Origin of the sequence: Janthinobacterium sp. BJB446 (assembly GCF_002735655.1) — a bacterium.
GTDB lineage: Bacteria > Pseudomonadota > Gammaproteobacteria > Burkholderiales > Burkholderiaceae_D > Janthinobacterium > Janthinobacterium lividum.
The window spans coordinates 1,680,492-1,706,072 of the sequence record NZ_PDZK01000001.1; the positions used below are offsets into that span (position 1 = coordinate 1,680,492).

A 25,581-nucleotide genomic window follows, 5' to 3' on the forward strand; every position below is an offset into this window, starting at 1 on the left:
GCTCTCTTCTCAATCGAATCCCAGCATGCCTACCTCCTTGCCGTCCTCCCTGATCGCCACCGCCCTGCTCGCCTCCGCCCACGGCGCCGTCGCCGCCCCCATGAGCCTGGACGACTACCTGGCCCTGAACGGCCCTCCGCCCACGGCGCAGATCGCCTATGGCCCCGCGCCGTCGCAATACGCGCAGGTGTTCCGGCCCGAAGGCAGCGGACCATTCCCCGTCGTCGTGCTCGTGCATGGCGGTTGCTGGACGGTGGCCTTCGGCGGCATCCGGCAAATGCGCAACGTGGCCGGCGCCCTCGTCGCGCAAGGCATCGCCGTATGGAATGTCGAGTACCGGCGGGTGGACGAGCCGGGCGGCGGCTATCCGGGCACCTACGAAGACATGCACGCGGCGCTCGACAGCCTGCAGCAGCACGCGCCCCGGTACCAGCTGGACGTAAACCGCATCGTCGCCATGGGCCACTCGGCCGGCGGCCAGCTGGTGCAGTGGATCGCCGGACGGGAAAAACTGCCGAAGTCCAGCCCCTTGTACCGCGACAAGTTCCTGCCAGTGAAAAACATCGTCAGCCTGGGCGGCCTGGCCGACCTGCGCCATGAAAAGGACTTGATCAAAACCAGCTGCGAGCGCGACATCGCGCAACTGGCAGGCAGCGCCAGCGCCGAGCGCCCAGACATCTACAGCGACACCAACGCGGCCGACCTGATGCCCAACGGCAGCCGCACCGTCCTGATCACAGGCGAGCTCGACACGATCTCCCCGCCCCGCGTCGCGCACGACTATGCGGCCAAGGCCAAGCTGGCCGGCGACCATGCGGAAGTGTTGATCTTGCCTGGGGCCAGTCATTATGACGAGATTGCGGCGACGTCGAATGCCTGGGGGATGATATTGCCGGTGGTGCGGGGGATGTTGGGGATGGAAGCGCAATGAGACACGCCGTCGCCCTCACCCTGCATGCCGCGTCTACCGCCTGTCACTCGCCACTGACACCCGGTCACTCAAGAGCAGTGATGCACGCAATGCAACTCAAACACGGCACGACCGAACGCACGGGCGCCTCGTGCAAGATCATTAAACAATATATGCGCGCAGGCCTGCTGGGTAAGAAATCCAGCTTGCGCTTCGACAACACCGACTACTACATGCTCAAAAAACCGACGACTTTCATAAGCCACAAATTGGACATTACGCAATACATCGGCTGCTACGTGAGTCCCGGCATAGGCTTGACGGTCAAGGTGAACGGCGAAATGCAAAACCTGGAACAGTTCGCCATAAGCTGCAGCTACAGATAGCTATCGACCGACAATGTGTGTGTGGGGGAACGGCAAAAACTGTCATTTACGTTAAAGTGACAATGTGTGACTTTTTCCACATGGCAATCCGTTATGCTCTGGTGCCGCTATCGGCTAAAAGCAGACCTCTTTTGGCCATTGATCGACAGAGAGATACTCTGCACTGGGGAAATTAAACTATCGAAACCTTTTTTGGATACTACAGGTTCAAGGACTGAGAATTCAGGATTCGGCGCCATGTAGGGTCTTTCAGTGACATCATCTTGGGGAAAGCTGGCTATTTTTTTACTGCGAGAATATCTACGAATAGCGGGCAGTATTCGTGACAGCAAACAGCCAACAGTAGACTATATCCTTTATATTTTTAAATTCCCAAGCACAGATGCGAGTTTAGCGCTTATTTTTCCGCATACCCACTATTGCATCGAGGCAGAATAATTAATATGGAACTTTTACTTGATGATCGATTTCTTCGGCTTGAACGATCAAGAGAAATTAAGGCCATGAGGGATAGTGGCGAGACAGAGAATGCTATTCAACTTTGTCTTTCCGCAATAAAAACATTCCCAAATGATTCATTCTATTTTAAGATTATTACAGATCTGTATTTTGAATCTCAGAAAATCGACGACGCCTTTGAAAATTTTTTAATTTTCATGCGCATGTCGCTGAATTCGCCAAACTCCCTTCGTGACTTTTCAAGAAGATTTTTTCGATTTAAGAAATCAACATCTTTCGAGAAATTTCAGGTTATGGCGGAAAAAATTCGGCTTGCCTTAATAGATGCAGATTCTAACAACCCTTTTCTAAAAAATTATATTGCAGTGGTAGATTCCGAGATCTCTCCTGTAAAAAGGTTGGTTCAAGAATTTGATCATGTTAGGACATTTGCTGAATTACTTGTTTCCTCGGACAAGAAAAACTTTGAAAGGTTAGTTTTGCAAGAGAGGTTGGTAGAACAAGATTTTACGAATCAGGTTCCCTATATATTGGATGAGTATATTCTAAATAGAGAGAGGACAGATTCGACTTTCCAAATTGACTTGTATTGTATTTCCCTATATGAAAAATTCGAAAGATATGATAGCGCGATAAAAGTAGCCAAAGAATTAATATATTTTCGACGCGACGCGGTAGCAATTAGATCCTTATTTAGGATTTGTAGAAAAATAAGAAGTTATGAGGAAGTAGATACTATTCTATCCGCATATCCAGAAATTTTAGAAATAAATGAATTTAACGTTTTATATGAATTAGTCTATTACTATGAGGCTCGAAAGCAGGAGCTAGATCTAAACTCGATTCTACGTCAAATTGATAAAAGTTTTGCACAAAACCATGCTGTTTTGCGTACACTTAGAAATTTCTACATCCGCTTCGGCATGCTCGAGGAACTCCGGCGTGTTGAAGTAAAGATTCAGGGCTTAATCGAAAGTTCTAAAAGGCGGACACCTGAGAAATTTGCGAATGAAGAAGAGGAAAGCGGTTTTGAGTTAGCGTCTAAAGTAAGCGAGCTTTACTCACAACTAGAGCATCAAAAACAACTTGCTGCCATCAGCGATCTCACTACCGGCATATCTCATGAACTTGGGCAACCAATTACAAATATTAGATACACAATACAGTTCTATAGAAGAGTATTAAAAAGAGGGATGACGGAAGAAGAAGTATTTCGGATATTTGATTCTATTCTTCAAGAAACGGAGAGGATGGGTGGATTAATAAGCCGACTATCGCCACTTACTTCAAGTAAAGGTATCGAACAAGAATTTGATATTATAGAAAGAATCCAAGCCAGACTTAAAGGTGAAACTGCAAGGCTGACAGAGGGAAAAATTACAACTGAATTCCGAACTGGAAAAGTAGTTAAATATTACGCCGATCCTGTAAAATTTGATCAACTAATAAGTAACTTGCTGTTAAATGCAATAGATGCAATTCGAGAAAAAAAGAATGCATCTGAGAAAAAAATATCAATTAAAGTATTTGATAAGAGAGATAGTATAAGGATAGTATTTTCCGATACAGGAGTAGGCATTCCAAAGCAGAATAGAAGAAAGATATTCGATCCATTTTTCTCAACGAAACCCCCAGGAAAAGGCGAAGGACTTGGCCTTTTTATTGTTTGGAATGTAATTACAATGTTAGGTGGACGGATATCTGTTGATGAAAAAATGAATGCCGGTGCTGCATTTTTTGTGGAATTACCAAGAGGAAATAAATAATATGAATAATCTTGTGTTGTTAGTTGAGGACGAGCTTAAAACTGCGGAGATGTTGAGTAAGGCACTAGAAATGGAAGGAATTTCCGTTACTGCTGTCACGTCTGGACGTGATGCTTTGGAAGTAATGGCGAAAGGTAAGTTCGATCTTATAATATTGGACCTGAAGTTACCAGAAATGTCCGGCGATGAAGTTTTAGAACACATACGCCGCATTGATGAATATGTCGATGTGATTGTTTACACTAATTATCAAGATCCACCTGTAATGAAGAAACTAATAAACTTAGGGGTGGATGGATTCATTAGTAAGGGCGGCGCTGCCGACCTTTGGGAGACGGTTGATAAAGTTAAAGCTCGGCTTGACCCGTTTAGTGAAGAAGAAAGAAAAGCTTTAGTGCAGTCCTTGCCGAAAGGTACGTTTTATGAGTGAAATGCCTGAGGTATTTTTCTTGGACACGAATGCATACGCAATGATATTTCAGAATCCGCCGCCATTAGGACTCAGTCAATTGCAACTTAAAATTAACAATGGTGGGGTAATGGAATTTTTCCTACCAGAAATTGTTTCCATGGAAATTCATTCCGTGTTGGGCAAATACAGGCGTGGTGGTGCTTCAACTCGACATGAACAATGCACGAAGGAAATTTTGCTAGACACTGCATTCTCGAACTGTTCACATACTTGTGTGTTTCGTGGGCGAAATAGGATGAAAATTAAAGTTTATCGTGCATTTCTAAAAATTTTAGATGACATCGAGAATAAACGTGGATATATACGCGGAGAAATAGTACCCACTATTAGGCCTCATCTTCAGCTTGCAAAAGATCTTTTAATTAAATATGCTGATCGGTATGCGTTCGGATCACATGACGCAATGGTAGCTGGAGTGGTCAAGGAAGCACGTAGCAGAGGGGTGAACGGACTTTTGGTGACATCCGATAAGGCACTGAAAGCTGTGTGCAATGACGAGGGAATTCCCACTTTTGATCCGGCATTATTTAATTGATACTTAAAAAAATATTTAAAATAAAATTATCATTTTAAATAATTAAATAACGAAAGAAAATAATGCTTCCTCTTTATGAGATTATTTTCGACGGAAACATGAGTAGATAAAGCGCCAACTAGCTACTTTACAAGAACACGCCCGCGCCTCAAATAAAGGCTCCCCGGGCCAAGCGAGCCTGAAAAATTGCCAGGGCAAGGCGCGCGGGCGAAGACAGTACGCATGTACGGCGAGCCCAAGCAACGCAGCCATGGTCATTTTCTCAGGCCCGCGACTCAGGCCCGCCGTTCAAAACAATACGATCACTGAACCCGCGCCAGATACTGTGCCAGCTGGGCGAAGGTCGCCTTGAACCCCTCCTTCATCGACTCAAACCCCTGCTTGAAAGTCTCATGCTGCTCATCCGTCGCCTTGTGCGGCGTGGACCCCAAGGTCATCGTCGTCTTGCCGTTTTCCTCGGTAAGCGTCATGGTATTGAACGATTCCAAAGGCCAGGTAGCGCTGACCGGATGCTGCACGGCATTGCCCTGCTTGTCGGCAAATGACAGGATCGACACGATGCGTTCAGGCGCTTCAATGGACTGGTAGGTGAACTTGCCCCACATCTCATAGCCATTGTCGGCGCGCATGCCGTAGTGGAAGACTCCACCCGGTTTGAGATCCAGCGCCAGCACGCTCAATTCGAAGCCGACGGGACCCCACCATTGGGCCAGGCGCTCCGGCTCCACCCACGATTGAAACACCAGTTCGCGCGGCGCGTCGAAAGTTTGCGTGATGACAAAGTCGCTGCTGTCGCGGTGCTGTCCGTCCTGCTTCTGTTCTGCGGTGGTCATGGCGCTCTCCTGAGGATGATGGTCTGGCACTAATGTACCAGCGGCGCCGATAAACGGGAAGGCCTGTACGCCTGCCAAACGCGCATGCTAGAATATTAGTTAGATACCTAACCATTAGACGACTCACCTTATGACTTCTATCGAAGAGCGCTTTTCCGCCGCCCTCCACAAGACGGCGCGCGGCTGGCGCCATGCCATCGACCGGCGCCTGAAAGACCTGGACCTGGGGCAAGCGAGCTGGATGTGTATCGCCATGATCGCCAAGTCGCCGCAGCCGCCGTCGCAAAGCGAGCTGGCCCACCAGCTGGGCGTGGAAAACCCCACCATGGTGTCGATGCTGGACCGCCTCGTGAAATCGGGCTTCGTGCAGCGCCAGCCATCGGAAACGGACCGCCGCGTGAAACGCGTCGTGCTGACCGAGGCGGGCCTGCAGGTGTATGACACCGTGCGCAAGGAAGCGGATGGCTTCCGCAAGGAACTGCTGCAGGGAATTGATCCCGATCAACTGCTGGCCGCCACCGAACTGCTGGAAGCCTTGCAGGCGGCCACGGAGAAATCCGCATGAGTTCGGCCACAGCCGGCGCCACACCGGCGCTGCCCGCTTCACAAGACCCCACCCTGAACCGGCGCATGATCACGATTTCGATCATGCTCGCCACCATCATCCAGGCGCTTGACGGCACCATCGCCAACGTCGCCCTGCCCCACATGCAGGGCAGCCTGTCCGCCTCGCAAGACCAGATTACCTGGGTACTCACCTCCTTCATCGTTGCCGCCGCCATCGCCACGCCCCTGACGGGCTGGCTGTGCGACCGTTTCGGCCAGAAGAACACCTTTCTCGTTTCCGTGGCCGGCTTCACGCTCGCTTCCGTGCTGTGCGGCTTGTCCGCCACCCTGTCCGAGATCGTCGCGGCACGTCTGCTGCAAGGCGTATTCGGCGCGGCGCTGGTGCCGCTGTCGCAGGCGGTGCTGCTCGACATCAATCCGCGCGAGAAACACGGCTCGGCCATGGCCATCTGGGGCATGGGCGTGATGATCGGCCCCATCCTGGGACCGACCTTGGGCGGCTGGCTGACAGACAGCTACAGCTGGCGCTGGGTCTTCTTCATCAATATCCCCATCGGCGCCATGGCCTTCTATGGCATCTGGCGCTACATCCGCAAGGACCCGCCGAACCGCCGCATGAACTTTGACATGTTCGGCTTTGCCACCCTGAGCCTGTCGATCGGCGCGCTGCAGATGCTGCTGGACCGGGGCGAGCAGAACGACTGGTTTTCTTCCACGGAAACGTGGATCGAAGCCATCGTGCTGGCCATGAGCTTGTGCTACTTTATCGCCCATACGGCCTTGCGCCCGGCCGGCAAGTCCTTCCTCGACTACCGCCTGTTGAAGAACTCAAACTATGTGAGCGGCTTGCTGTTCATCTTCATCGTCGGCATGGTGCTGTTCGCCACCCGCGCGCTGACGCCGTCGATGCTGCAAGGCTTGATGAACTACCCGGCGGCGATTGCCGGCCTCGTCACTGCCCCCAGCGGGCTGGGCACGATGCTGGCCATGTTGATCGTCGGCAAGCTGACGGGCAGGGTCGACACGCGCATCCTGCTGGGCGTGGGTTTTTCGATTACCGCGTTCTCGCTGTGGCAAATGGCCAATTTCACCCTGGACCTGGTGCCGAAGACCGTTGTGTGGAACGGCATCATCCAGGGCATCGGTCTGGGCCTCGTCTTCGTGCCCCTGAGCGCGGCCACGTTTGCCACCCTGTCGCCGCAGATGCGGGCGGAAGGCACGGCCATCTACAGCCTGGTGCGCAATATCGGCAGCAGCATCGGCATCGCCCTCGTGCAGACCTTGTTGGTGCGCAATACGCAGATCGCCCATGCGTCCTTGACGGAACACATCAATATCGCCAACCCGGCCCTGCATGACCCCGCCATTGCCAGCGTCTACAACCTGGGGACAGCTTCCGGCATGGCGGCCTTGAATGGCGAAATCACGCGGCAGGCGTCGATGATCGCCTACCTCGACGACTTCTGGCTGATGATGTGGCTGACCATCCTCGTGCTGCCGCTCTTGCTCCTGATCAAACCACCGAAGAAGAATGCGCCCGTCGTGGTCGACCACGCGGCCATGGAATAACCCTCATGCACACATCTATGAAACTCTCCCTGCGCATATTGGCGCTCAGTTTGGCCCTGGCCGGCTGCGCCAGCATCCCGCCCGACACGCAGCAGTTGCCGCAGCAAGACCTGGCCACGATGCAGCTGGCGGCCGACATCCACCTGGCCAGCGAAGGCTGGCCCGCCGCGCAATGGTGGCGCCAGTTCCAGGACGATCAGCTGAACCAGCTGATTGACAACGCCCTGTCCAGCAGCCCCAGCCTGGACGTGGCGAATGCCCGCATCGGCTCGGCCCTGTCCGCGTTTGACGCGCAGCATGCGCAGCGCGGCCCCAGGATGGACGCCAGCGCGAATGCCGGCCGCCAGCGCTATTCCGCCAACGGCCTGATGCCCGCCCCCATCGGCGGCAATTACTACAACGAGGTGACCGTGGGCATGCAAGCCCATTACGACCTCGACTGGTGGGGCAAGCACAAGGCGCAGATCGCGGCCAGCCTGGGCGAAGTCAACGCCCGCCGTGCCGAATACGCGATGGCGGAACAGATGCTGGCCGCCGAGATCGCCCGCCACTACTTCAGCATGCAAAATGGCTGGGCTCGCATGGATAACCTGCATGCGCTGGTCAAGTTGCAGCAGCAACTGGTACTGGACAAGGAAAAACGCATCGCCAACGGCCTCGGTGTCAGCGACGACCATTTGTCCGCGCAAACGCGTTTGAGCTTGCTGCAGCAGCAGATCGCGCTGCTGGAAACGCAGGTCGTCACGGAACGGGAAGCCTTGCGCGCGCTGTTGGGAACATCCTTGGGTGCGGATACCTCGGCCCTGGCCAATCTGCAGCCGAAAGAGGCACAGGCGCTGCCGCACGCCCTGCCCGGCAAGCTGGGCATGGAATTGCTGGCGCGCCGGCCCGACTTGCAGGCGGCGCGCTGGCGGGTGCAGGCAGCCATGAGCAATATCGAAGCGGCGCAGGCGTCGTTCTACCCCGATATCGACTTGAGCGCCTCGTTTGGCCTGGATGCGATAACACTGGGCAAGCTGCTGCAGTCCGGCAGCCGCACCCTGTTCATCGGCCCGGCACTGTCCTTGCCGCTGTTCGACAGCGGCCGCTTGCAGGCGCAGCTCGGCGGCGCGCGCAGCCAGCGCAATGAACTGATCGCCGACTACAACCAGAGCGTCTTCAATGTCGTACGCGATGTGGCGCAGGCGGGCGCCAGGGTGCAAGGCGTGGAAAACCAGCTGCGCCTGCAGCAGGAAAACCTGCGCGCCAGCGAAGCGCAGTTGCACAATGCGAATGCGCGACTCAAGCAAGGTCTGGCCGACCGCGCCACCCAGCTGAATGCGGAAATGACCGTGCGCGGCCAGGTGGACCTGGGCATGCAGCTGCAAAACCAGCGCCAGAACGCGGAAATCAACCTGACCGTGGCCCTGGGCGGCGGCTACCGGGGCGGCAGCGACTTTTCCGCCAACGCCACGGCCAAACAATAACCATCGATTACGGAACACATCATGAGCAGCGATACCACCACCACCCAAACGGAACAGCCCGGCAAGCGCAAGGCCGTCCTCATCGCCATCACGGTCGCCTTTCTCGCGGCTGGCGCGGCCTGGGGCGCGTATTACCAGCTGGTGCTGGCCAAGGAAGAAGTCACGGACAACGCCTATGTGGGCGGCAACCTGGTCACCCTGTCCGCGCAAGTGACGGGCAATGTCGACGCCATCCGCGCCGACGAGACGCAAATGGTCAAGGCGGGCGCGCCCCTGATCACCCTGAACGCCATCGATGCGGAGCTGGCCCTGAGCCAGGCCGAGGCACGGCTGGGCAACGTCGTGCGCCAGGAGCGCGAGCGCTATGCCAATGTGGCGCAATACGACGCCGTCATCGGGCAGCGCCGCCTGGCGCTGGCCACGGCGCAGGGCAACCTGGCGCGCCGCGCGCCGCTGGCGGCGGACCAGACGATTTCCGGCGAAGACCTGGCCCATGCGAAACAGGCCGTCGACGACGCGAAAGCGGCCTTGACGGTGGCCCAGCGCCAGGCCGAATCCGCCAAATCGGGCGTGGCCGGCGTGAACCTGGCCAGCCATCCGGCCGTCCTGTCGGCCCGGAGCGACGTGCTGCAGGCGTGGCTGGCCGTGCGCCGCAATGCCGTGGTCGCGCCCGTCTCGGGCTACGTCGCCAAGCGCAGCGTACAGCTGGGCACGCACGTGACGCCGGGCACGCCCCTGATGTCCATCGTGCCGCTGGACCAGTTATGGGTCGATGCCAACTTCAAGGAATCCGAATTGCGCAATATCCGCGTGGGCCAGGCGGCCACCATCGAAACGGACTTATATGGCAGCAAGGTGGTCTACCACGGCAAGGTACTGGGCATGTCGGCCGGCACGGGCAGTGCGTTTTCCCTGTTGCCGGCGCAAAACGCCACGGGCAACTGGATCAAGGTGGTGCAGCGCGTGCCCGTGCGCGTCACGCTCGATGCCAGGGAATTGGCCGCCCACCCGCTGCGCATCGGCCTGTCGACCACGGTGACGGTCGATACCAGCCATGGCGAAGGCGCGACGTTGGACCAGCCGATGGTGGCGTCCACCGTCTACACGACCAAGGCACTGGAACAGCCGGTGGACGAGGCGGAGGAGATGGCCGATGCGATCATTGCGCAGAATCTTCTGAATTGATGCGTAGGTCGGGTTAGCGCAACGCGCGTAAGCCGACACCACCATCAATGTTGTCGGATTACGCGGGGTTTTGCCCCGCTAATCCGGCCTACTTGGCTTTGCCCGCCGCCGCCACCTGGTCGAGTATATGCTTGGGCACGGCCGCATAGTGCTTGAATTCCATCGTGTAGGTGGCGCGGCCCTGGGTCAGCGAACGCAAGGTTGTCGAGTAACCGAACATCTCGGCCAGCGGCACCAGGGCCTTGACGATGCGCCCCGCGCCGCCAGGGATGTCGTCGACGCCCTGCACCATGCCGCGGCGGGCCGTCAGGTCGCCCATGACGTTGCCCATGAATTCTTCCGGCGTTTCCGCCTCCACCTGCATCATCGGTTCCAGCAGCACGGGCGACGCTTTGCGCATGCCATCCTTGAAGGCGATGGAGCCGGCCATGCGAAACGCGTTTTCGTTCGAATCGACGTCGTGGTAGGAGCCGAACGTCAACGTGGCCTTCACGTCGACGACCGGATAGCCGGCCAGCACGCCCGACTTGAGGGTTTCGGCGATGCCCTTGTCGACGGCCGGGATGAACTCGCGCGGCACCACGCCACCCTTGATGGCGTCGACGAACTGGTAGCCGGTGCCTGGCGGCAAGGGTTCCAGTTTCAGCACCACGTGGCCGTACTGGCCCCGTCCGCCCGATTGCTTGACGAACTTGCCCTCCACGTCTTCCACCGCGCGCGTGATGGTTTCCCGGTACGCCACCTGCGGCTTGCCGACATTGGCTTCCACGCCGAATTCGCGGCGCATGCGGTCGACCAGGATTTCCAGGTGCAATTCGCCCATGCCCGACATGATGGTCTGGCCCGACTCTTCATCCGTATGGACCCTGAACGACGGATCTTCCTGCGCCAGGCGGTTCAGGGCGATGCCCATCTTTTCCTGGTCAGGCTTGGTCTTCGGTTCGACAGCCTGGGAAATCACGGGTTCCGGGAAAATCATCTTTTCCAGCACGATGATGTGGTCGATGGCGCACAGGGTGTCGCCCGTGGTGACGGCTTTCAGGCCCACGGCGGCGGCGATGTCGCCCGCATACACTTCCTTGATTTCCTTGCGCTCGTTCGCGTGCATCTGCAGGATGCGCCCCAGCCGTTCGCGCGCGCTCTTGGTGGGGTTGTAGACCATGTCGCCCGAATTCACCACGCCCGAATACACGCGGAAGAAGGTCAGCTGCCCCACGAACGGGTCCGTCATGATCTTGAAGGCCAGGGCCGAGAAATGCTCGTCGTCCGTCGGGTGGCGCTCCACCTCGTTGTCATGCTCGTCATGGCCCATGATGGGCGGCACTTCCATCGGTGACGGCAGGTATTCGATGACGGCATCGAGCATCGCCTGCACGCCCTTGTTCTTGAAGGCGCTGCCGCACAGCATGGGCACGATCTCGTTGCGGATGGTGCGCGCGCGCAAGGCTTGCTTGAGCTCGGCTTCCGTAAACGTGTCGCCATTCAGGTAGCGTTCCGTCATCTCCAGCGTGGCTTCGGCCGCGTTCTCGACCATGTGGTCATGCCACTCCTGCGCCTGCGCCTGTAGTTCCGCGGGAATCTCGCCATAGCTGAACTGCACCCCCTGGCTGGCGTCGTCCCAGGTAATGGCGCGCATTTTCAGCAAGTCGATCACGCCAGTGAAATGGTCTTCAGCGCCGATGGGCAGCTGGATGGGCACGGCCACGCCCTTCAGGCGCTCGGCGATCTGCTTGCGCACGCGCAAAAAGTCCGCACCCACCCGGTCCATCTTGTTGATGAAGGCTATGCGCGGCACATGGTATTTATTCGCTTGCCGCCAGACGGTTTCCGATTGCGGCTGCACGCCGCCGACGGCATCGTAGACCATCACGGCGCCGTCGAGCACGCGCATCGAGCGCTCGACTTCAATCGTGAAATCCACGTGGCCCGGCGTATCGATGATATTGATACGGTGTTCGGGGAAATTACCTGCCATGCCTTTCCAGAAGGCCGTGGTGGCGGCCGAGGTGATGGTGATGCCCCGTTCCTGTTCCTGCTCCATCCAGTCCATGGTGGCGGCACCGTTGTGCACTTCGCCGATCTTGTGATTGACCCCCGTATAAAACAGGATGCGCTCGGTGGTGGTGGTCTTGCCGGCGTCGATATGGGCGCTGATGCCGATGTTGCGGTAGCGCTCGATAGGTGTTTTGCGGGTCATCACAATCTCCATGGCTAGCCCCGGCATCACTGGGTTTGCGCCGGTTTTCCAGTGTAGCAGACATCGATTTGGGCGGCACGGCAGCGTACCGTTTACCAAGCGCACAACACCAGCAGGCCCGCGCACGCCAGCGACGCGGAGGCTAATTGCGGATTCGGCTATACTTCCCAGACATTAATTTTTGAACTTTAATTCAACAAAGATTAATAAAAATCAATACGCATGGCATCCTGCCATGCAAGGCGACGCCGCCGGCATGCAGCCCAGGTGCGCACCGAACGACATGCCCTACTCAGCTTATGACTATCCAACTAAGAAAAATAATCCTTTCCTCCCTGCTGGCATCGCCGGCGCTGGCCATGGCCGGCGAACTGGAACAACAAATGCAGCGTTGCGCCGTCCTCGGTGACGCCAGTGCCCGCCTGGGCTGCTTCGACACCCTGGCCAAGGCGGCGGAAAAAGCCACCATCGCCGCCGGCGGCGATCCCGCCACCGCGGCAGTGACCCTGGCTGCCGCTGCCGAGGTCGCCCCCCTCACGCCAGTCAGTCCGCCGGGCGTGGCCACGCCGGACGCCGTCAACGCCGCCATTCCCGCCATCGCGCAGGCTGGCGCGGCGCCACCGGAAGCGCCGATTTCGCGCACGCAGCAATCGTGGGAACTGAACGAAGCGTCCAAGCGCGGCCTGTTCAACTTCCGCCCGCACCGCGACACCTATCTGCTGCTGGCCAATTACAGCGACGCTTCGAACGACGAACCGTTCCAGGATTTCACGCCGGCCGGCATCAAGAGCCAGCATGTGGAATTGACATTCCAGCTCAGCTTCAAGATGAAGCTGCTGGAAGACATCGCCGGCACGCCCATCGACATGTGGTTCGGCTACACGCAGCAAAGTTTCTGGCAGGCGTATAACCGCAAGGCATCGAGCCCCTTCCGCGAGACCAATTACCAGCCTGAGCTGATGCTGATCTTGCCGATCAACAAGAATTTCGCGGGCGTGGAATTCAATTATCTGAACTTCGGCCTCGTGCACCAGTCCAACGGACAGACGTCGACCCTGTCGCGCAGCTGGAACCGCGTATATGCCGAGCTGGGCATGGAGAAGGACAACCTGGCCGTCACGACGCGCGTCTGGCACCGCCTCGACAATGGCAAGACCGACAATGACAATATCGACATCACCGATTACATGGGGCATGGCGACTTGCGCGTGAGCTACCGCAACAAGGGCCACGAGTACGCCGTGACGGCCCGCCGCAATTTCAGCAAGAAGCATGGCTCCATGCAGGCCAGCTGGGCTTTCCCATTGAAGGCCAACCTGAAAGGCTATCTGCAACTGTTCTCCGGCTATGGCCAGAGCTTGATCGACTACAACTATTCGCAGAAATCGATCGGCGCCGGTTTCATGGTCGACCTGTAAGCCAGGCAGTACCGCAAACAAAAATGGCGCCAATGGCGCCATTTTTTATGGGAAATATCGGGTTTATCGCCGGCCGCCGCCCAGCACGCGCGCCGGCAGCATGACGATGGCGCGCAGCAATTCGAACACGCCTTCCACGCCGATACCGATCAAGCGGAATGGCAGCAACAGCAGCCAGGCCAGCGGATACAGCACGAGGGCCAGCAAGGCCAGGGGCCAGCACACCAGCAAGAGCAGCAGCCACAGCACGAATCCCAGCATCGCGTTCCCCCTAGAATGAAATGTGCGGAGCAAGCCGTGCTTGCCCCGCTACCGTGACAGCACTATATGAAAGCGCTGCGACGGCGGCAACGGCCATGCGATGAACTGCGCGCTGCGGGGATGAACGGTGCAAAAACGGGAATGAACGGAGACTTACTGGCCGACGCAAATCACTTTCGTGATGTATTCATGCGCGTTCGGCTTCTTGCTGGTGGCCCATTTGATGGCCTGGTTGGCATCTTCGATGGTCATGACGGTGGCCTTGTCCTTCGACTTGATGAAGGACACGCCTTCAAACACGCCTTCCTTGCTGCGCATTACCTTGGCAAACACGGGCGGCTTGGTCTCGCCATCGCTGATTTTGTTCTGTTGCACGAGGTAACGCTGATCGATCTGTTCCATGATAGTAAAGCTGTCCAGTGGGTAAAAGACGAAATATACCCTGAATGGACAAACGCCGCAGGATGAAATCGCTGCGGCGTTGCCTTGGAATTAACGATTCTTATGCGTAGACGGCGTTCTGCGTAGCGGGCTGAAGATTCACGTCGTAGATCACCTGCGCGCGGATCGACGCTTCCAGCGAGGGAATCGAGCCGCCGGCGCGGTACTGGAAGCTCACTTGCAGCACGTCGCCCGCCTTCACCGCCACCGGCGTGGCCAGCGGCAAGCACATGTAGTGGTTCAGCCAGTCGATGGTGGTCGAGCGCTCGGGCACCACGGCCAGGATGTTCTTGGTGACGAAACGCAAGGCGTTCAAGGTGCCGCTGCGCTCGACGACAAACTTGCCGTCAAAGCCGAACACATTGTCCGTCGGTTGGCTGAAGTCGATGATGCTGTAGACGGAAGGCGGCGCCAGCTCCTGCACGCCAGGATGAATGGCCGTGGTTTCCTGGAATTGCACGATGGGCGCATAAAAACCCTCGAAATCGTATTCCTGCTGCATCGGCTGCACGGCCATGATGACGGCTTCGGGCAGGAAGATGGGCAGCGGGCCGCCAAAGCGGGCCAGGTAGCGGCGCTTGAACGATTCGATCACTTCCACCTGCTTTTCGCGCAGCATGCCGACATGGATCATTTCACAGATGACCACATCGACGGGCTCGGGCGGCAGGTATTCGAAGGCGTCCGCGTGGACGACTTCGACTTTTTCACCGTTGGGATTGAGCGCCAGCATCTTGCGCGCTTCCTTGACCATGTCCGGATTGAACTCCACGCACCACACCTTGTCGGCGCGCGCGGCCGCAAACCACGACAGCACGCCCGTGCCGCCGCCCAGCTCCAGCACCTTCATGCCGGGTTTTACCGCGTAATCGATCGCCGACTTGAACCCGTGCATGCGGTTCTGGTCCATCAACATATTGTGGTGGTAATGGACGGGGATAAATTGCCCCAGGTAACAACTCTCGATTTCTCGTTCATTCAGCATGTCTGTCCTCTTGGAGTCTGGCTCCGATGGCCGATCGGTTTTGTCATTCCAGAAAGCAGTGATATCGCACGGGCTGCGCGAGGGGCGGCGACAATACAGCCGGCGCCTGACGGTGATGTGATGACCCATGCGACGTATCTCCTGATTAATGCGACACGATCATTATCGTTAATCGGCAGGGAGAACAAAGGGCTGAGGTGAGAGGCAATTCCATGCCAGTTTCACCGCTGGCATGGAAAGCATTGAAATTAAAACATCACTTGCGGGCTGCGCGCGCCTTCTGTGCCGCTTCGATGATGGCGACCACGCCGGGCTTGTCGCCCGCCTGGGCAAACTGCACGGCCGTCCAGCCATGGCCGCTTTTCAGGCTGGCGTCCGCACCCCAGGACAACAGCAGCTTGACGGCGCCCTCCTGTCCTTCGCGGGCGGCAAACATCAGCGGCGTGACGTTGGCGGGCGCAAGCGCATCGACCACGGCGTCGCGGTCGAGCAATATCTTCATGATGGACAGGTCGCCTGCCGAGGCCGCATAGTGAAGCGCCGTCCAGCCGCTCTGGTTGACCTTGGCGCCCTTGGCCAGCAAGGCGTTCACGGCGTCCTGCTTGTGCTTGTAGGCGGCCATCATCAGTGCCGTATTGCCATTGGCTGAACGGGCTTCCAGGTCGATGCCGGGAGCATCGAGCAGCACCTGGAACACCCGGTCCGCATCGTCGCGCAAGGCCAGCACGAGGGGAATGTCGCCCCGCTGCGCGTCAGGCTGGTTCGGATTCATGCCTTCCGCCAGCATGCTGCGCACGCCGCTGGCATTATTCACGGACACGGCGCGGAAGAAGGCGTCCGGTTCCGGCGCCGCCTGGCTGGCGGTGGCGCAGCACAGCAGCATCGCCAGGGCGAGTTTTTTCATCATGACTGACCTTAAGAAGTTATGGCAACTGATTGAATAACTTGAAGAAATTATCCGTCGTCTGCTTCGCCACCTGGTCCAGCGGGATGCCTTTCAGGGTCGACAGGTATTCCGCCACATGGGCCACATAGCCGGGCTCGTTCATGCGGCCGCGGAACGGCACGGGCGCGAGATACGGTGAATCCGTCTCGATCAGGATGCGCTCGAGCGGCACTTCCAGCGCCACGGCCTGCAAGTCTTTCGCGCTCTTGAACGTGACGATGCCGGAAAAGGAAATATAGAAACCCATGTCTATGGCGGCGCGCGCCACTTCCAGGGATTCCGTAAAGCAATGCATGACGCCGGCCACGCCGCCGTCCGACACGCCCGCGCCCTCTTCGCGCATGATGCGTATGGTGTCTTCGCTGGCCGCTCTTGTGTGAATAATCAAGGGCTTGCGCGTGATTCTTGAAGCTTTGATGTGAGTGCGGAAACGCTCGCGCTGCCACTCCAGGTCGCCCGTCAGGCGGAAATAGTCGAGACCCGTCTCGCCGATGGCGATGATCTTCGGATGGTCGGCCAGACGGACCAGGTCTTCCACGGACGGCTCAGGCGTGTCCTCGTAGTCGGGATGCACGCCGACGGACGCGAAAATATGCGGATACTGCTCGGCCAGGGCCAGCACCTGTGGAAAGTCCGGCAAGTCGACGGACACGCACAAGGCGTGTGTCACCTTGTTCTCGGCCATCTTGGCGAGGATCTCGGGCATGCGAGCAGCCAGCTCGGGGAAATTGATATGGCAATGGGAATCGATATACATAAGGCGGGATTGTACCGGAGCGGGCGGAATCTGGCAGGGGGAAGGCGCAAATCCGTCCTGCCGCTGACGACTCCCGCGCAGTTCGCCTACTGCCCCTGCGGCGGCTGCCACAGCTCCACCTTGTTGCCCTCGGGATCGATGACCCAGCCGAACTGGCCATACTCGGAATCGGGCGCCTTTTCCAGCACGTTGCAGCCCTCGTCGCGCAGGGCTTGCAGCAACGCGTCGAGGTCGTCGACGCGGTAGTTGATCATGAAGGACGCCTTGCCGGGCGCGAATTGTTCGTTGTCCTTGGCCGCGACGGACCAGATAGTGGTGCCGCCAGTGGGCTTGCCATCGGCATCCGTCCAGGTAAAGGCGGCGCCACCCCACGGCTGCACGTCCAGGCCCAGGTGGCGCTGGTACCAGGCGCGCAACGCGGCCGGGTCTTGCGCGTGGAAAAAGATGCCGCCGATGCCAGTGACTCGTTTCATGCACGCCTCCGTTGCTGTCCAGTGCCTTGACTGTAACACCGGGGGCCAGGCGTGGCAAACGATGCGGCGAGCCTTCCGCCGGGCCAAGAAATATATAATTTACTTTAACTTGACCACGCAAGCACTTGATTTTATTGACAACTGGATGCGTAGTCGAGCAACATATCTTCGAGAAACAGCTTGGGCGACAAGGGGTGTTCGGCAATCGCCCGGCGTTCGTTCGCCGCCTTGATCGCAGCCATCAACCGGCTCACGTTGATGCGTCCTGCCAGCGCTTCCAGTTCGCGCCGGTGGCGCGGGTAGTAGCGGATGGTGCCGGACAATTTGACGGAAAACACGTCGTACAGCCAGCGCTGGAGCGATGCCACCAAGGGTGCCAGCGGAGACTTCTGTAATTTGTCCGCCGCTTTCAGGGCCGCTTCCACGCCAGGGTTAGCCAAGACTTGCAGCAATTGTTCCGTTTCTTCGCGGCCGCCCGATTCGGACTGGGCCAGCGCTGCCAGCGGCGCGCCGCCCTGCTCGCGCAGCCAGCTGTCCGCATCGTTCAAGCCTTGCTGCTTGAGCCACGTCAAGGCCTGCTCGTGGCTGGGCATCGGCAAGGCGAATTTCCTGCAGCGCGACAAGATGGTCGGCAGCAAGCGGTCCAGGCTGTTCGAAGCCAGCAAGAACAAAGTGCCCGGAGGCGGCTCTTCCAGGGTTTTCAGCAAGGCGTTGGACGCGGGCGTGTTGAGCGCCTCGGCCGGGTACAGCACCACCACGCGCAAGCCCTGGCGGTGCGTGGAAATATTCATGAAGTCGGCCAGGTTGCGGATCTGCTCGATCTTGATGTCTTTCGACGGCGTCTTGGTCTTGGCGCTTTTCTTCGCGCCCTCGCCCTCTTCGCCGTCGTCGGCCACGTCGTCTTCCAGCGCTTCCGGACGGACCCGGCGGTAATCGGGATGGTTGCCCTGGCTAAACCAGCCGCATGAGGCGCACGCGCCGCAGGCATGGCCGTCGGCGCGCACGTCTTCGCACAGTAATGCCTGCGCGAAATGCTCGATGAAGTCGGCCTTGCCGATGCCCTGCGCGCCATGGAACAAAATGGCGTGCGGCATGCGCGGGCGCAAGGCTTGCAATTGCTGCCAGGCGTTCTGTTGCCACGGATAGAGAGGACTATTCATTTTATTCCTTATCAATCAGTGGCTTGCAATACTTTGCTCAAGCAATACATCAAGCAGTTTTGCCAGCTGTACTTGAATATCGGCAATGCTTTGCGTGGAATCGATGATGCGGAAGCGTTCCGGGAACTGGGCCGCGCGGCGCAGATACTCGTTGCGCGTGGCGGCAAAGAAATCGGCCTGCTCCTGCTCGAACTTGTCGAGCGCACGCGTGGCGTCCAGGCGGGCACGGGCCACGGCCAGCGGCACGTCGAACAGGAACGTCAGGTCCGGCTGCAAGTGCGGGTGCACCCACGCTTCCAGCGCTTCCATCTTGCGCAAGTCCATGCCCCGGCCCCCGCCCTGGTAGGCGAAGCTGGCGTCGCTGAAGCGGTCGGAAATGACCCACTCGCCCCGATCGAGGGCTGGCGCGATCACTTGCGCGATATGTTCGCGGCGGCTGGCGAACATCAGCAAGGCTTCCGTTTCCAGGTGCATTTTTTCATGCAGCAGCAGTTCGCGCAGTTTTTCGCCCAGGCTGGTGCCGCCCGGTTCGCGCGATGAAACGAGGCTGACGCCACGCTGCTGCAGGTAGTCGGTGACAAAGCCGATATGCGTCGACTTGCCCGCGCCATCGATGCCTTCGAAGGTGATGAAGCGCGGTTGATAGTGTTGTGTCATGAAACTCTTAATCTTGTAATGGTATTAACGCTGATACTGGTTCACGGCGCGGTTATGGTCGGGCAAGTTGGCCGAGAACTGGCTGGTGCCGTCGCCCCGCGCGACGAAATACAGCGCTTGCGTGCGGGCCGGCGCCAGCGCCGCCGTCAGCGACTGCGCGCCAGCCAGGGCGATCGGCGTGGGCGGCAAGCCGCCGCGCGTGTAGGTATTGTAAGGGGTGTCCGCTTCCAGGTCGCGTTTGCGGATCTTGCCCTGGTAGTTGTCGCCCATGCCATAGATCACAGTCGGGTCCGTCTGCAGCAGCATGCCAGTTTTCAGGCGGTTGACGAACACGCCGGCAATCATGGCGCGCTCGGACTTTTGCCCCGTTTCCTTTTCCACGATGGAAGCCATGATCAGCGCTTCGTACGGGTTTTTATATGGCAAGGCGGGATCGCGCTTGTCCCACGCTTCGGACAGGCGGCCGATCATGGCCGTATGCGCCTGCCTGAAAATCTGCATTTCGCTGGCGCCCTTGGCAAACAGATACGTATCCGGGAAGAACAAACCTTCCGGGTGCACATATTCCGGGCTGATTTTCGCCATCAGTTCCTTGTCGGACAGGCCTGCGGTATCGTGCTTGAGACCGGGATGGTTGGCCATCGCCAGGCGCATCTGTTTGAAGGTCCAGCCTTCGATGATGGTCAGCGACTCTTGCGCGAATTCGCCGCGCGCCAGCTGCGTAATCAAACGCTGCGGCGTGGTGCCCGGTTTCAGTTCATAGGAACCGGCCTTGATCTTCGAGGTCTTGCCTTCGATGCGCGCCAGCATGTTGAACAGGATGGGCACGATGGGCACTCCCGCGTCCGCGATCTGCTGGCCGGCCGCATGCGCGCCGCTGCCCGGGCTGATCGTAAACGGAATCGCTTCTCCATCCGTGGTGATGGGCTGCTGCGCCCAATACACAAAAGTACCGCCCACGCCGATGGCGGCGATGACTGAACTGACTACAAGTTTTTTAAAGAAAGCCATTGTTCCGATTCTTGTGATGCGGGCGCTGATGGCCAACGTCCGCTTGTTATGATCGTTCATTTGTGAAGCAAGTGCGCGCAAAGCGGCGCCAACACTGGCAATCTTGCCGTTGCCGACGCAATCTGCGCGACATCACTATAATGAACCCGTAATGATAATGCTTAATCGCTGATCTAATGGAAATTATGAATAACTGGAATCAATTTTTAACAGCCCAAGGCGCCCGCCCCGTTGCCATCGATGGCGCGCCTGACAGCACCGTCCCCATCACCGCCGTCCCTATCCATGATTTCGGCCAGTCCCTGACAGTGCCCCAGCTGCAAGAAGGTTTTGTCGCGGCCATCACGGACCAGGGCTTGATCGGCTTGAACGGCGACGATGCGGCCAGTTTCCTGCACGGCCAGCTGACCAACGATGTGGAACACTTGAACCAGGAGCAAGTGCGCCTGGCCGGCTACTGCACGCCGAAAGGCCGGCTGCTGGCCAGTTTCCTGATGTGGCGCAACGCCACCACCATTTATCTGCAATTGCCGCGCGCCATACAGCCGGCCATCCAGAAGCGGCTGCAGATGTTCGTGCTGCGCGCCAAGGCCAAGCTGCACGACGCATCTGGCGACGAAGCGAACCAGGTCGTCCTGGGCCTGGGCGGCAAGCAAGCCAGCGCGGCCCTGTCCGCCTGGTTCCCGGCCCTGCCCGCCACGCCGTTCAGCAAGGTCGAACACGCGTCCGGCACCCTGCTGCGCGTGGCCGACGCCTTCGGCAGCCCCCGCTATGAATGGCTGACGTCGGCCGCCACGGCGCGCGACGTGTGGCCGCAATTGACGCTGCAGCTGGCCAAGGGCGGCGATGACGCCTGGCGCTTGTCGGAGATCCACGCGGGCATCCCGCAGATCACGGCCGCCACGCAAGAGCAGTTCGTACCGCAAATGGTCAACTTCGAGCTGCTGGGCGGCGTCAATTTCAAGAAAGGCTGCTACCCGGGCCAGGAAATCGTCGCGCGCAGCCAGTACCTGGGCAAGCTCAAGCGCCGCACCACCCTCGTCAGCATTGCCGATCCCTCGGTAGTGGCCGGCGGCGAACTGTTTGCCGTCAGCGACCCCGAGCAACCTTGCGGCATGGTCGTCAACGCGGCGCCCAACGGTGATGGCGGCATCGACGCCCTCGTTGAAATGAAGCTGGGGGCGATCGAAGAAGGTGCAAGTGCCGCCGGCGCCGTGCGCTACGGTTCGGCCCTGGGCGCTCACGTGCAGTTCCTGTCCATGCCTTACGTGCTAGACGCACTCGACTTGTGAGAATGCCATGAAAGATTTGTACATTTATTACCAGGTCAAGGAAGAGCACGCCCAGGCGCTGGAAGCCCGGGTCCGTGCCTTGCAGGCAAAACTGGCTGCCGCGTCCGGCGTGGCGCCGCAATTGAAGCGCCGCCCTGACGCCAAGGATGGCTTGCAGACGTGGATGGAAATCTACCCCGTCGTCGGCGAAGGTTTTACGGAGCTGCTGGCCAGCGCGTCCGACGAAGCGGGATTGCTGTCCTTGACGGCTGGCGCGCGCCATACGGAAGTGTTCATGGATTTGCCTCCATGTGCCTGATCGTTTTTGCCTGGAAAGTCAATCCGCACATCCCGCTGATTGCCGCCGCCAACCGCGACGAATTCTATGAACGCGCCAGCGCCCCCGCCGGCGCCTGGCCCGAGCACCCGCAAGTGTATGCGGGCCGCGACCTGCAGGCGGGCGGCAGCTGGATGGGCATCACCCAGGCCGGCAGCGGCAGCTCGCGCTTTGCCGCCATCACGAATATCCGCAGCCCGCAAGACCGCAACCCGGACGCCCCCTCGCGCGGCGCCCTGGTAGCCGACTATCTGGCCGGCAATATGTCGCCACAGGATTACATCGCGCAAATCCGCCCCGGCTGCACAGCCTACAACGGCTTTAACCTGGTGCTGGGCGACGCGGACACCCTGATCTGGTTTTCCAACCGGGGCGATGGCGATGCGCGCAATGGCCAGCCATTGGAGCCGGGCATCTACGGCCTGTCGAACGCCCTGCTGGACGCGCCGTGGCCGAAGGTCCTGAAGACCAAGGCCCAGTTCGCCAGCCTGCTGTGCCAGGGTGCGCCCGACGAGGCGTATTTCGACATGCTGGCCGACACCACGCGCGCGCCCGATTTCCGCTTGCCGGACACAGGCGTGCCGCTCGACCTCGAACGCGTACTGTCCGCCGTCTGCATCGAAACGCCGGGCTACGGCACGCGCACGTCCACCGTCGTGAAACTGTTCCCGGATTCTCCCGGCGAACTGCATGAGCTGGTGATCCAGTAGGTCGGGTAGGTCGGGTTAGCGCGCAAGCGCGTAACCCGACAACACCAGCGCCCTCAACCGGCATCACCGCCGTCCCCGATGTCCGATTACGCGCGCCTCCGGCGCGCTAATCCGACCTGCGCAAGCTTCCCCTATCCTCATCGACAACCCACCCGCCATCCATCCGCAGAAAAAAGAAAGCGCTTGCGCAAGCGCTTTCTTTTGTTTACGATAGCTTCAATCGCGGCGACACAGCCGCACCCAATCGCAGTACACAATAATAAAAAAACCTCAGGAGACACCATGGCCACCATGGAAGATGTAGCGCGGGCGGCGGACGTATCGCTGTCGACCGTCTCTCACGTAGTCAACGGCACCCGCAAGGTCAGCCCGAAAACCGTCGCCGCCGTCAACGCGGCCATGCAGCAGATCGGCTATGTGCCGAACATGCTGGCGCGCGCGCTGGCCGGCTCCTCGTCGGGCACCATCGGCGTGGCCATTTCCGCCTTCACCAATCATTATTTCAGCGAAACCGTGCGCGCTATCGAGGCTGCCTGCACGCGGCACGGCTTGATGATGCTGTTTTCGGATACGCATGACGACCCCGAGCAGGAGTTGAAAGTGGTGCAGAACTTGCACCAGCGCCGCGTCGACGGCATCGTGCTGGCGCCATCCGGCGATCCGCACAACCGCGCCCTCGACTATTTGACCAGCAACAAGATCGCTTCCGTGCTGGTCGACCGCATGTCGCCGCAACCGTTCGACCAGGTGGGCGTGGAAAACATTGAAGCGACGGCCCAGCTCGTTAGCCATCTGATCGCGGCCCACGGACACCGCCGCATCGGTTTCATCGCCGGCGCACCGGGCCTGTCCACGACGGACGAGCGTATCGAAGGCTACCGCCTGGCCTTGCAGCGCGCCAATATTGCCTTCGATGGGGCACTGCTGCGTTCGGGCGACTCCAACCTGGAACGCAGCGGCGCAGCCACGCGCGAATTGCTGGCCCTGCCCGCCGCACAGCGTCCCACGGCCATCGTTGCCGGCAATAACCTGATGACCATCGGCACCATGCATGCCTTGCGCGATGCGCACATTGCAGTACCGCAAGACGTCGCGCTGGCCGGCTTCGATGATTTCGACTGGGCCGATTACTTCAGCCCCCGCCTCACCGTGATGGCGCAGCCGCTCGAAGAGCTGGGCGCCATGGCCGTCGACCTCCTGATCGACCGTATCGCCAATCCGGGCATCGCCCAGCACGTGCAGCGCTTGTCGCCAACCTTGCGCGTACGCAATTCCTGCGGCTGCCCCTGACCTTTTACAGTAAACCAAACATGCATCCAGCGATTTCCCTCGGTATCGACCTCGGTACCTCCGAACTGAAAACCGTGCTGATGGACAGCACTGGCAGCGTGCGCGGCCAGGCATCCGTGCGCATCGACACCAGCCGCCCGCAAGCAGGCTGGTCCGAACAGGCGCCGCAGGACTGGTGGGCCGCCTGCGTCAACGCGCTGGGCCAGCTGCGCGCCGGCTGGCCGCAGGAATATGCCCGCATCGCCTGCATCGGCCTGTCGGGCCAGATGCACGGCGCCGTACTGCTCGACGCCAACGATACCGTGATCCGTCCCGCCATCCTGTGGAACGATGCGCGCGCCGAAGCCGAAGCGGCTAGCCTGGCGCGCGACTATCCCGCGTATGCGGACGTGACGGGCAGCCTGCCCATGGCGGGCCTGACGGCACCAAAACTGCTGTGGCTGCAAAAGCATGAGCCGGCCGCCTTTGCCGCCATCGCCTGCCTGCTGTCGCCGAAAGACTATTTGCGCCTGCGCTTGACGGGCATCAAGCTGACGGACATGTCGGACGCGGCCGGCACCCTGTGGCTGGACGAGGCCAACCGCGCCTGGTTCGCGCCCATGCTGGCCGCCTGCGGCCTGACACCGGAGCAGATGCCGGCGCTGGCCGAAGGCGACGCCGCCACGGGCAGCGTGCTGGCGTCCATCGCCGACCAGCTGGGCTTGCCAGCGAATGTGGTGGTGGCGGGCGGCGGCGGCGACAATCCCGTCTCGGCCGTGGGCATCGGCGCCGTCAATGGCGGCGACAGTTTTATCTCGCTGGGCACCAGCGCCGCCATCGTGTCCGTCACCGAAGCGCCTCTGGGCAACCCGGCCGGCGGCGTGCACAGCTTTTGCCACGCCCTGCCCGGCCGCTGGTATGCGATGGGCGCGATCCTGTCGGGCGCCAGCTGTCTGCGCTGGGCGACGGGCGTGCTGGGCCAGCCCGACGAGGCAGCCCTGCTGGCGCTGGTGGAAGCGGGCTTGCCGCTCACTACAGCCATTACTCCCTCGGCGCCCCTGTTCCTGCCGTATCTGTCGGGCGAGCGCACGCCGCATAACGACCCGCAAGTGCGCGGCGCCTTTTTGCAACTGGGCCATGACAGTACGCCGGCGCAGCTCGGCTACGCCGTGCTCGAAGGCGTGGCCTTTGCCTTGCGCGACGCCATGGCGGCCGTCACGTCGACGGGAGCCGTCGTTCCCCACTGCATGCTGGTGGGCGGCGGCGCGCGCAGCCAGTACTGGGCGCAACTGCTGGCCAATGTGCTGGGACGCGAAATGCGCACCCTGCACAACAGCGAATTGTCGGCCAGCCTGGGCGCTGCCAAGCTGGGCTTTGCCGCCATCGGCGACACCAGCCTGCTGACGCAGGGCTTGCCCATCAAAAACATTTTCCTGCCCGATGCCGCGCACAGCGCAGCCTTGAGCATCCGTTACGGTCGCTACCGTAGCCTGTTTCCCGCCGTGCAAGCCTTGCACCAACTCAGTGATAAGGAATAGTA

General features: G+C 59.3%; 26 protein-coding genes. 15 read left to right on the forward strand and 11 right to left on the reverse strand.

Annotated features, from left to right (window positions below; genetic code table 11):
- Positions 1-25: 25 nt before the first annotated feature.
- The 5 genes from CSQ92_RS07390 to CSQ92_RS28625 all read left to right on the forward strand — a co-directional run bounded on the left by CSQ92_RS07390 (position 26) and on the right by CSQ92_RS28625 (position 4,528).
- Positions 26-931 carry an alpha/beta hydrolase gene (locus CSQ92_RS07390; protein WP_099393716.1) on the forward strand — a complete coding sequence of 302 codons (906 nt, stop codon included), beginning with the start codon at positions 26-28 and terminating at the stop codon, positions 929-931.
- Complete coding sequence (locus CSQ92_RS07395; protein WP_143450308.1) at positions 928-1,296, forward strand: hypothetical protein; 369 nt, start codon at positions 928-930, stop codon at positions 1,294-1,296. The genes CSQ92_RS07390 and CSQ92_RS07395 overlap by 4 nt, the downstream gene beginning before the upstream one ends.
- A 443-nt stretch (positions 1,297-1,739) precedes the next feature.
- Entirely contained in the window at positions 1,740-3,521 is a 1,782-nt protein-coding gene (locus CSQ92_RS07400; protein WP_099393718.1) for a sensor histidine kinase, read from the forward strand.
- A 1-nt stretch (position 3,522) separates the two neighbouring features.
- Positions 3,523-3,951 carry a response regulator gene (locus CSQ92_RS07405; protein WP_180276961.1) on the forward strand — a complete coding sequence of 143 codons (429 nt, stop codon included), beginning with the start codon at positions 3,523-3,525 and terminating at the stop codon, positions 3,949-3,951.
- On the forward strand, positions 3,944-4,528 hold the full coding sequence (locus CSQ92_RS28625; protein ID WP_143450309.1) for a hypothetical protein: 585 nt from the start codon (positions 3,944-3,946) through the stop codon (positions 4,526-4,528). Before CSQ92_RS07405 ends, CSQ92_RS28625 begins: the two co-directional genes overlap by 8 nt.
- A gap of 302 nt (positions 4,529-4,830) precedes the next feature.
- On the opposite strand, the gene CSQ92_RS07410 is transcribed toward CSQ92_RS28625, so the two are convergent.
- Complete coding sequence (locus CSQ92_RS07410) at positions 4,831-5,361, reverse strand: SRPBCC family protein (protein ID WP_099393720.1); 531 nt, start codon at positions 5,359-5,361, stop codon at positions 4,831-4,833.
- Positions 5,362-5,491: 130 nt separating this feature from the next.
- Between CSQ92_RS07410 and CSQ92_RS07415 the strand changes: the two genes are divergently transcribed.
- From CSQ92_RS07415 to CSQ92_RS07430, 4 genes are read left to right on the forward strand one after another with little or no spacing between them, the layout of a single operon-like run.
- Entirely contained in the window at positions 5,492-5,926 is a 435-nt protein-coding gene (locus CSQ92_RS07415) for a MarR family winged helix-turn-helix transcriptional regulator (RefSeq protein WP_099393721.1), read from the forward strand.
- Positions 5,923-7,497, forward strand: a complete 1,575-nt coding sequence (locus CSQ92_RS07420) for a DHA2 family efflux MFS transporter permease subunit (RefSeq protein WP_099393722.1) — start codon at positions 5,923-5,925, stop codon at positions 7,495-7,497. Before CSQ92_RS07415 ends, CSQ92_RS07420 begins: the two co-directional genes overlap by 4 nt.
- A gap of 5 nt (positions 7,498-7,502) precedes the next feature.
- Positions 7,503-8,963, forward strand: a complete 1,461-nt coding sequence (locus CSQ92_RS07425; protein ID WP_257219148.1) for an efflux transporter outer membrane subunit — start codon at positions 7,503-7,505, stop codon at positions 8,961-8,963.
- Positions 8,964-8,984: 21 nt separating this feature from the next.
- Positions 8,985-10,148 (forward strand): HlyD family secretion protein, encoded by a 1,164-nt coding sequence (locus tag CSQ92_RS07430; protein ID WP_099393724.1) that lies wholly within the window; start codon positions 8,985-8,987, stop codon positions 10,146-10,148.
- 88 nt (positions 10,149-10,236) lie between these two features.
- On the opposite strand, the gene fusA is transcribed toward CSQ92_RS07430, so the two are convergent.
- Positions 10,237-12,345 carry an elongation factor G gene (fusA, locus tag CSQ92_RS07435; protein ID WP_034784639.1) on the reverse strand — a complete coding sequence of 703 codons (2,109 nt, stop codon included), beginning with the start codon at positions 12,343-12,345 and terminating at the stop codon, positions 10,237-10,239.
- A gap of 299 nt (positions 12,346-12,644) precedes the next feature.
- Here fusA and CSQ92_RS07440 point away from each other — a divergent pair, with 299 nt between their 5' ends.
- Positions 12,645-13,763: a phospholipase A gene (locus CSQ92_RS07440; RefSeq protein WP_306532416.1), complete on the forward strand. Its 1,119-nt coding sequence runs from the start codon at positions 12,645-12,647 to the stop codon at positions 13,761-13,763.
- 63 nt (positions 13,764-13,826) lie between these two features.
- Here CSQ92_RS07440 and CSQ92_RS07445 read toward each other — a convergent pair whose 3' ends face one another.
- The 9 genes from CSQ92_RS07445 to mltG form a co-directional block, all read right to left on the reverse strand.
- Positions 13,827-14,024 (reverse strand): hypothetical protein, encoded by a 198-nt coding sequence (locus CSQ92_RS07445; protein WP_034784591.1) that lies wholly within the window; start codon positions 14,022-14,024, stop codon positions 13,827-13,829.
- Between the two features lie 153 nt (positions 14,025-14,177).
- On the reverse strand, positions 14,178-14,426 hold the full coding sequence (locus tag CSQ92_RS07450; protein ID WP_099393726.1) for a hypothetical protein: 249 nt from the start codon (positions 14,424-14,426) through the stop codon (positions 14,178-14,180).
- Between the two features lie 100 nt (positions 14,427-14,526).
- Positions 14,527-15,450 carry a methyltransferase domain-containing protein gene (locus CSQ92_RS07455; protein ID WP_099393727.1) on the reverse strand — a complete coding sequence of 308 codons (924 nt, stop codon included), beginning with the start codon at positions 15,448-15,450 and terminating at the stop codon, positions 14,527-14,529.
- A gap of 256 nt (positions 15,451-15,706) precedes the next feature.
- Positions 15,707-16,357: an ankyrin repeat domain-containing protein gene (locus CSQ92_RS07460; RefSeq protein WP_099393728.1), complete on the reverse strand. Its 651-nt coding sequence runs from the start codon at positions 16,355-16,357 to the stop codon at positions 15,707-15,709.
- Positions 16,358-16,373: 16 nt separating this feature from the next.
- Complete coding sequence (locus CSQ92_RS07465; RefSeq protein ID WP_035819052.1) at positions 16,374-17,153, reverse strand: TatD family hydrolase; 780 nt, start codon at positions 17,151-17,153, stop codon at positions 16,374-16,376.
- Between the two features lie 86 nt (positions 17,154-17,239).
- Positions 17,240-17,626 carry a VOC family protein gene (locus CSQ92_RS07470; RefSeq protein WP_099393729.1) on the reverse strand — a complete coding sequence of 129 codons (387 nt, stop codon included), beginning with the start codon at positions 17,624-17,626 and terminating at the stop codon, positions 17,240-17,242.
- A gap of 131 nt (positions 17,627-17,757) precedes the next feature.
- Positions 17,758-18,786, reverse strand: coding sequence for a DNA polymerase III subunit delta' (locus tag CSQ92_RS07475; protein ID WP_099393730.1), 1,029 nt, complete (start codon positions 18,784-18,786; stop codon positions 17,758-17,760).
- Positions 18,787-18,801: 15 nt separating this feature from the next.
- Positions 18,802-19,443: a dTMP kinase gene (gene tmk, locus CSQ92_RS07480; protein WP_099393731.1), complete on the reverse strand. Its 642-nt coding sequence runs from the start codon at positions 19,441-19,443 to the stop codon at positions 18,802-18,804.
- Between the two features lie 24 nt (positions 19,444-19,467).
- Entirely contained in the window at positions 19,468-20,454 is a 987-nt protein-coding gene (gene mltG / locus CSQ92_RS07485; protein ID WP_034784598.1) for an endolytic transglycosylase MltG, read from the reverse strand.
- A gap of 176 nt (positions 20,455-20,630) precedes the next feature.
- Between mltG and ygfZ the strand changes: the two genes are divergently transcribed.
- The 5 genes from ygfZ (at position 20,631) to xylB (ending at position 25,579) form a co-directional block, all read left to right on the forward strand.
- The gene (gene ygfZ, locus CSQ92_RS07490; protein WP_099393732.1) at positions 20,631-21,746 is read left to right on the forward strand and encodes a CAF17-like 4Fe-4S cluster assembly/insertion protein YgfZ; all 1,116 of its coding nucleotides are present in this window, start codon (positions 20,631-20,633) and stop codon (positions 21,744-21,746) included.
- A gap of 7 nt (positions 21,747-21,753) precedes the next feature.
- Positions 21,754-22,044, forward strand: a complete 291-nt coding sequence (locus CSQ92_RS07495) for a DUF4936 family protein (RefSeq protein WP_034784600.1) — start codon at positions 21,754-21,756, stop codon at positions 22,042-22,044.
- Positions 22,035-22,772: an NRDE family protein gene (locus CSQ92_RS07500; RefSeq protein ID WP_034784601.1), complete on the forward strand. Its 738-nt coding sequence runs from the start codon at positions 22,035-22,037 to the stop codon at positions 22,770-22,772. The genes CSQ92_RS07495 and CSQ92_RS07500 overlap by 10 nt, the downstream gene beginning before the upstream one ends.
- 282 nt (positions 22,773-23,054) lie before the next feature.
- Entirely contained in the window at positions 23,055-24,062 is a 1,008-nt protein-coding gene (locus tag CSQ92_RS07505; RefSeq protein WP_070279662.1) for a LacI family DNA-binding transcriptional regulator, read from the forward strand.
- Positions 24,063-24,094: 32 nt separating this feature from the next.
- Positions 24,095-25,579 carry a xylulokinase gene (gene xylB, locus CSQ92_RS07510; RefSeq protein ID WP_218964064.1) on the forward strand — a complete coding sequence of 495 codons (1,485 nt, stop codon included), beginning with the start codon at positions 24,095-24,097 and terminating at the stop codon, positions 25,577-25,579.
- Positions 25,580-25,581: the final 2 nt, after the last annotated feature.

Coding starts and splice junctions, on each gene's coding strand:
- CSQ92_RS07390 (WP_099393716.1), top strand. CDS start 26: ATGCCTACCTCCTTGCCGTCCTCCCTGATCGCCACCGCCCTGCTCGCC.
- CSQ92_RS07395 (WP_143450308.1), top strand. CDS start 928: ATGAGACACGCCGTCGCCCTCACCCTGCATGCCGCGTCTACCGCCTGT.
- CSQ92_RS07400 (WP_099393718.1), top strand. CDS start 1,740: ATGGAACTTTTACTTGATGATCGATTTCTTCGGCTTGAACGATCAAGA.
- CSQ92_RS07405 (WP_180276961.1), top strand. CDS start 3,523: ATGAATAATCTTGTGTTGTTAGTTGAGGACGAGCTTAAAACTGCGGAG.
- CSQ92_RS28625 (WP_143450309.1), top strand. CDS start 3,944: ATGAGTGAAATGCCTGAGGTATTTTTCTTGGACACGAATGCATACGCA.
- CSQ92_RS07410 (WP_099393720.1), bottom strand. CDS start 5,361: ATGACCACCGCAGAACAGAAGCAGGACGGACAGCACCGCGACAGCAGC.
- CSQ92_RS07415 (WP_099393721.1), top strand. CDS start 5,492: ATGACTTCTATCGAAGAGCGCTTTTCCGCCGCCCTCCACAAGACGGCG.
- CSQ92_RS07420 (WP_099393722.1), top strand. CDS start 5,923: ATGAGTTCGGCCACAGCCGGCGCCACACCGGCGCTGCCCGCTTCACAA.
- CSQ92_RS07425 (WP_257219148.1), top strand. CDS start 7,503: ATGCACACATCTATGAAACTCTCCCTGCGCATATTGGCGCTCAGTTTG.
- CSQ92_RS07430 (WP_099393724.1), top strand. CDS start 8,985: ATGAGCAGCGATACCACCACCACCCAAACGGAACAGCCCGGCAAGCGC.
- fusA (WP_034784639.1), bottom strand. CDS start 12,345: ATGACCCGCAAAACACCTATCGAGCGCTACCGCAACATCGGCATCAGC.
- CSQ92_RS07440 (WP_306532416.1), top strand. CDS start 12,645: ATGACTATCCAACTAAGAAAAATAATCCTTTCCTCCCTGCTGGCATCG.
- CSQ92_RS07445 (WP_034784591.1), bottom strand. CDS start 14,024: ATGCTGGGATTCGTGCTGTGGCTGCTGCTCTTGCTGGTGTGCTGGCCC.
- CSQ92_RS07450 (WP_099393726.1), bottom strand. CDS start 14,426: ATGGAACAGATCGATCAGCGTTACCTCGTGCAACAGAACAAAATCAGC.
- CSQ92_RS07455 (WP_099393727.1), bottom strand. CDS start 15,450: ATGCTGAATGAACGAGAAATCGAGAGTTGTTACCTGGGGCAATTTATC.
- CSQ92_RS07460 (WP_099393728.1), bottom strand. CDS start 16,357: ATGATGAAAAAACTCGCCCTGGCGATGCTGCTGTGCTGCGCCACCGCC.
- CSQ92_RS07465 (WP_035819052.1), bottom strand. CDS start 17,153: ATGTATATCGATTCCCATTGCCATATCAATTTCCCCGAGCTGGCTGCT.
- CSQ92_RS07470 (WP_099393729.1), bottom strand. CDS start 17,626: ATGAAACGAGTCACTGGCATCGGCGGCATCTTTTTCCACGCGCAAGAC.
- CSQ92_RS07475 (WP_099393730.1), bottom strand. CDS start 18,786: ATGAATAGTCCTCTCTATCCGTGGCAACAGAACGCCTGGCAGCAATTG.
- tmk (WP_099393731.1), bottom strand. CDS start 19,443: ATGACACAACACTATCAACCGCGCTTCATCACCTTCGAAGGCATCGAT.
- mltG (WP_034784598.1), bottom strand. CDS start 20,454: ATGGCTTTCTTTAAAAAACTTGTAGTCAGTTCAGTCATCGCCGCCATC.
- ygfZ (WP_099393732.1), top strand. CDS start 20,631: ATGGAAATTATGAATAACTGGAATCAATTTTTAACAGCCCAAGGCGCC.
- CSQ92_RS07495 (WP_034784600.1), top strand. CDS start 21,754: ATGAAAGATTTGTACATTTATTACCAGGTCAAGGAAGAGCACGCCCAG.
- CSQ92_RS07500 (WP_034784601.1), top strand. CDS start 22,035: ATGTGCCTGATCGTTTTTGCCTGGAAAGTCAATCCGCACATCCCGCTG.
- CSQ92_RS07505 (WP_070279662.1), top strand. CDS start 23,055: ATGGCCACCATGGAAGATGTAGCGCGGGCGGCGGACGTATCGCTGTCG.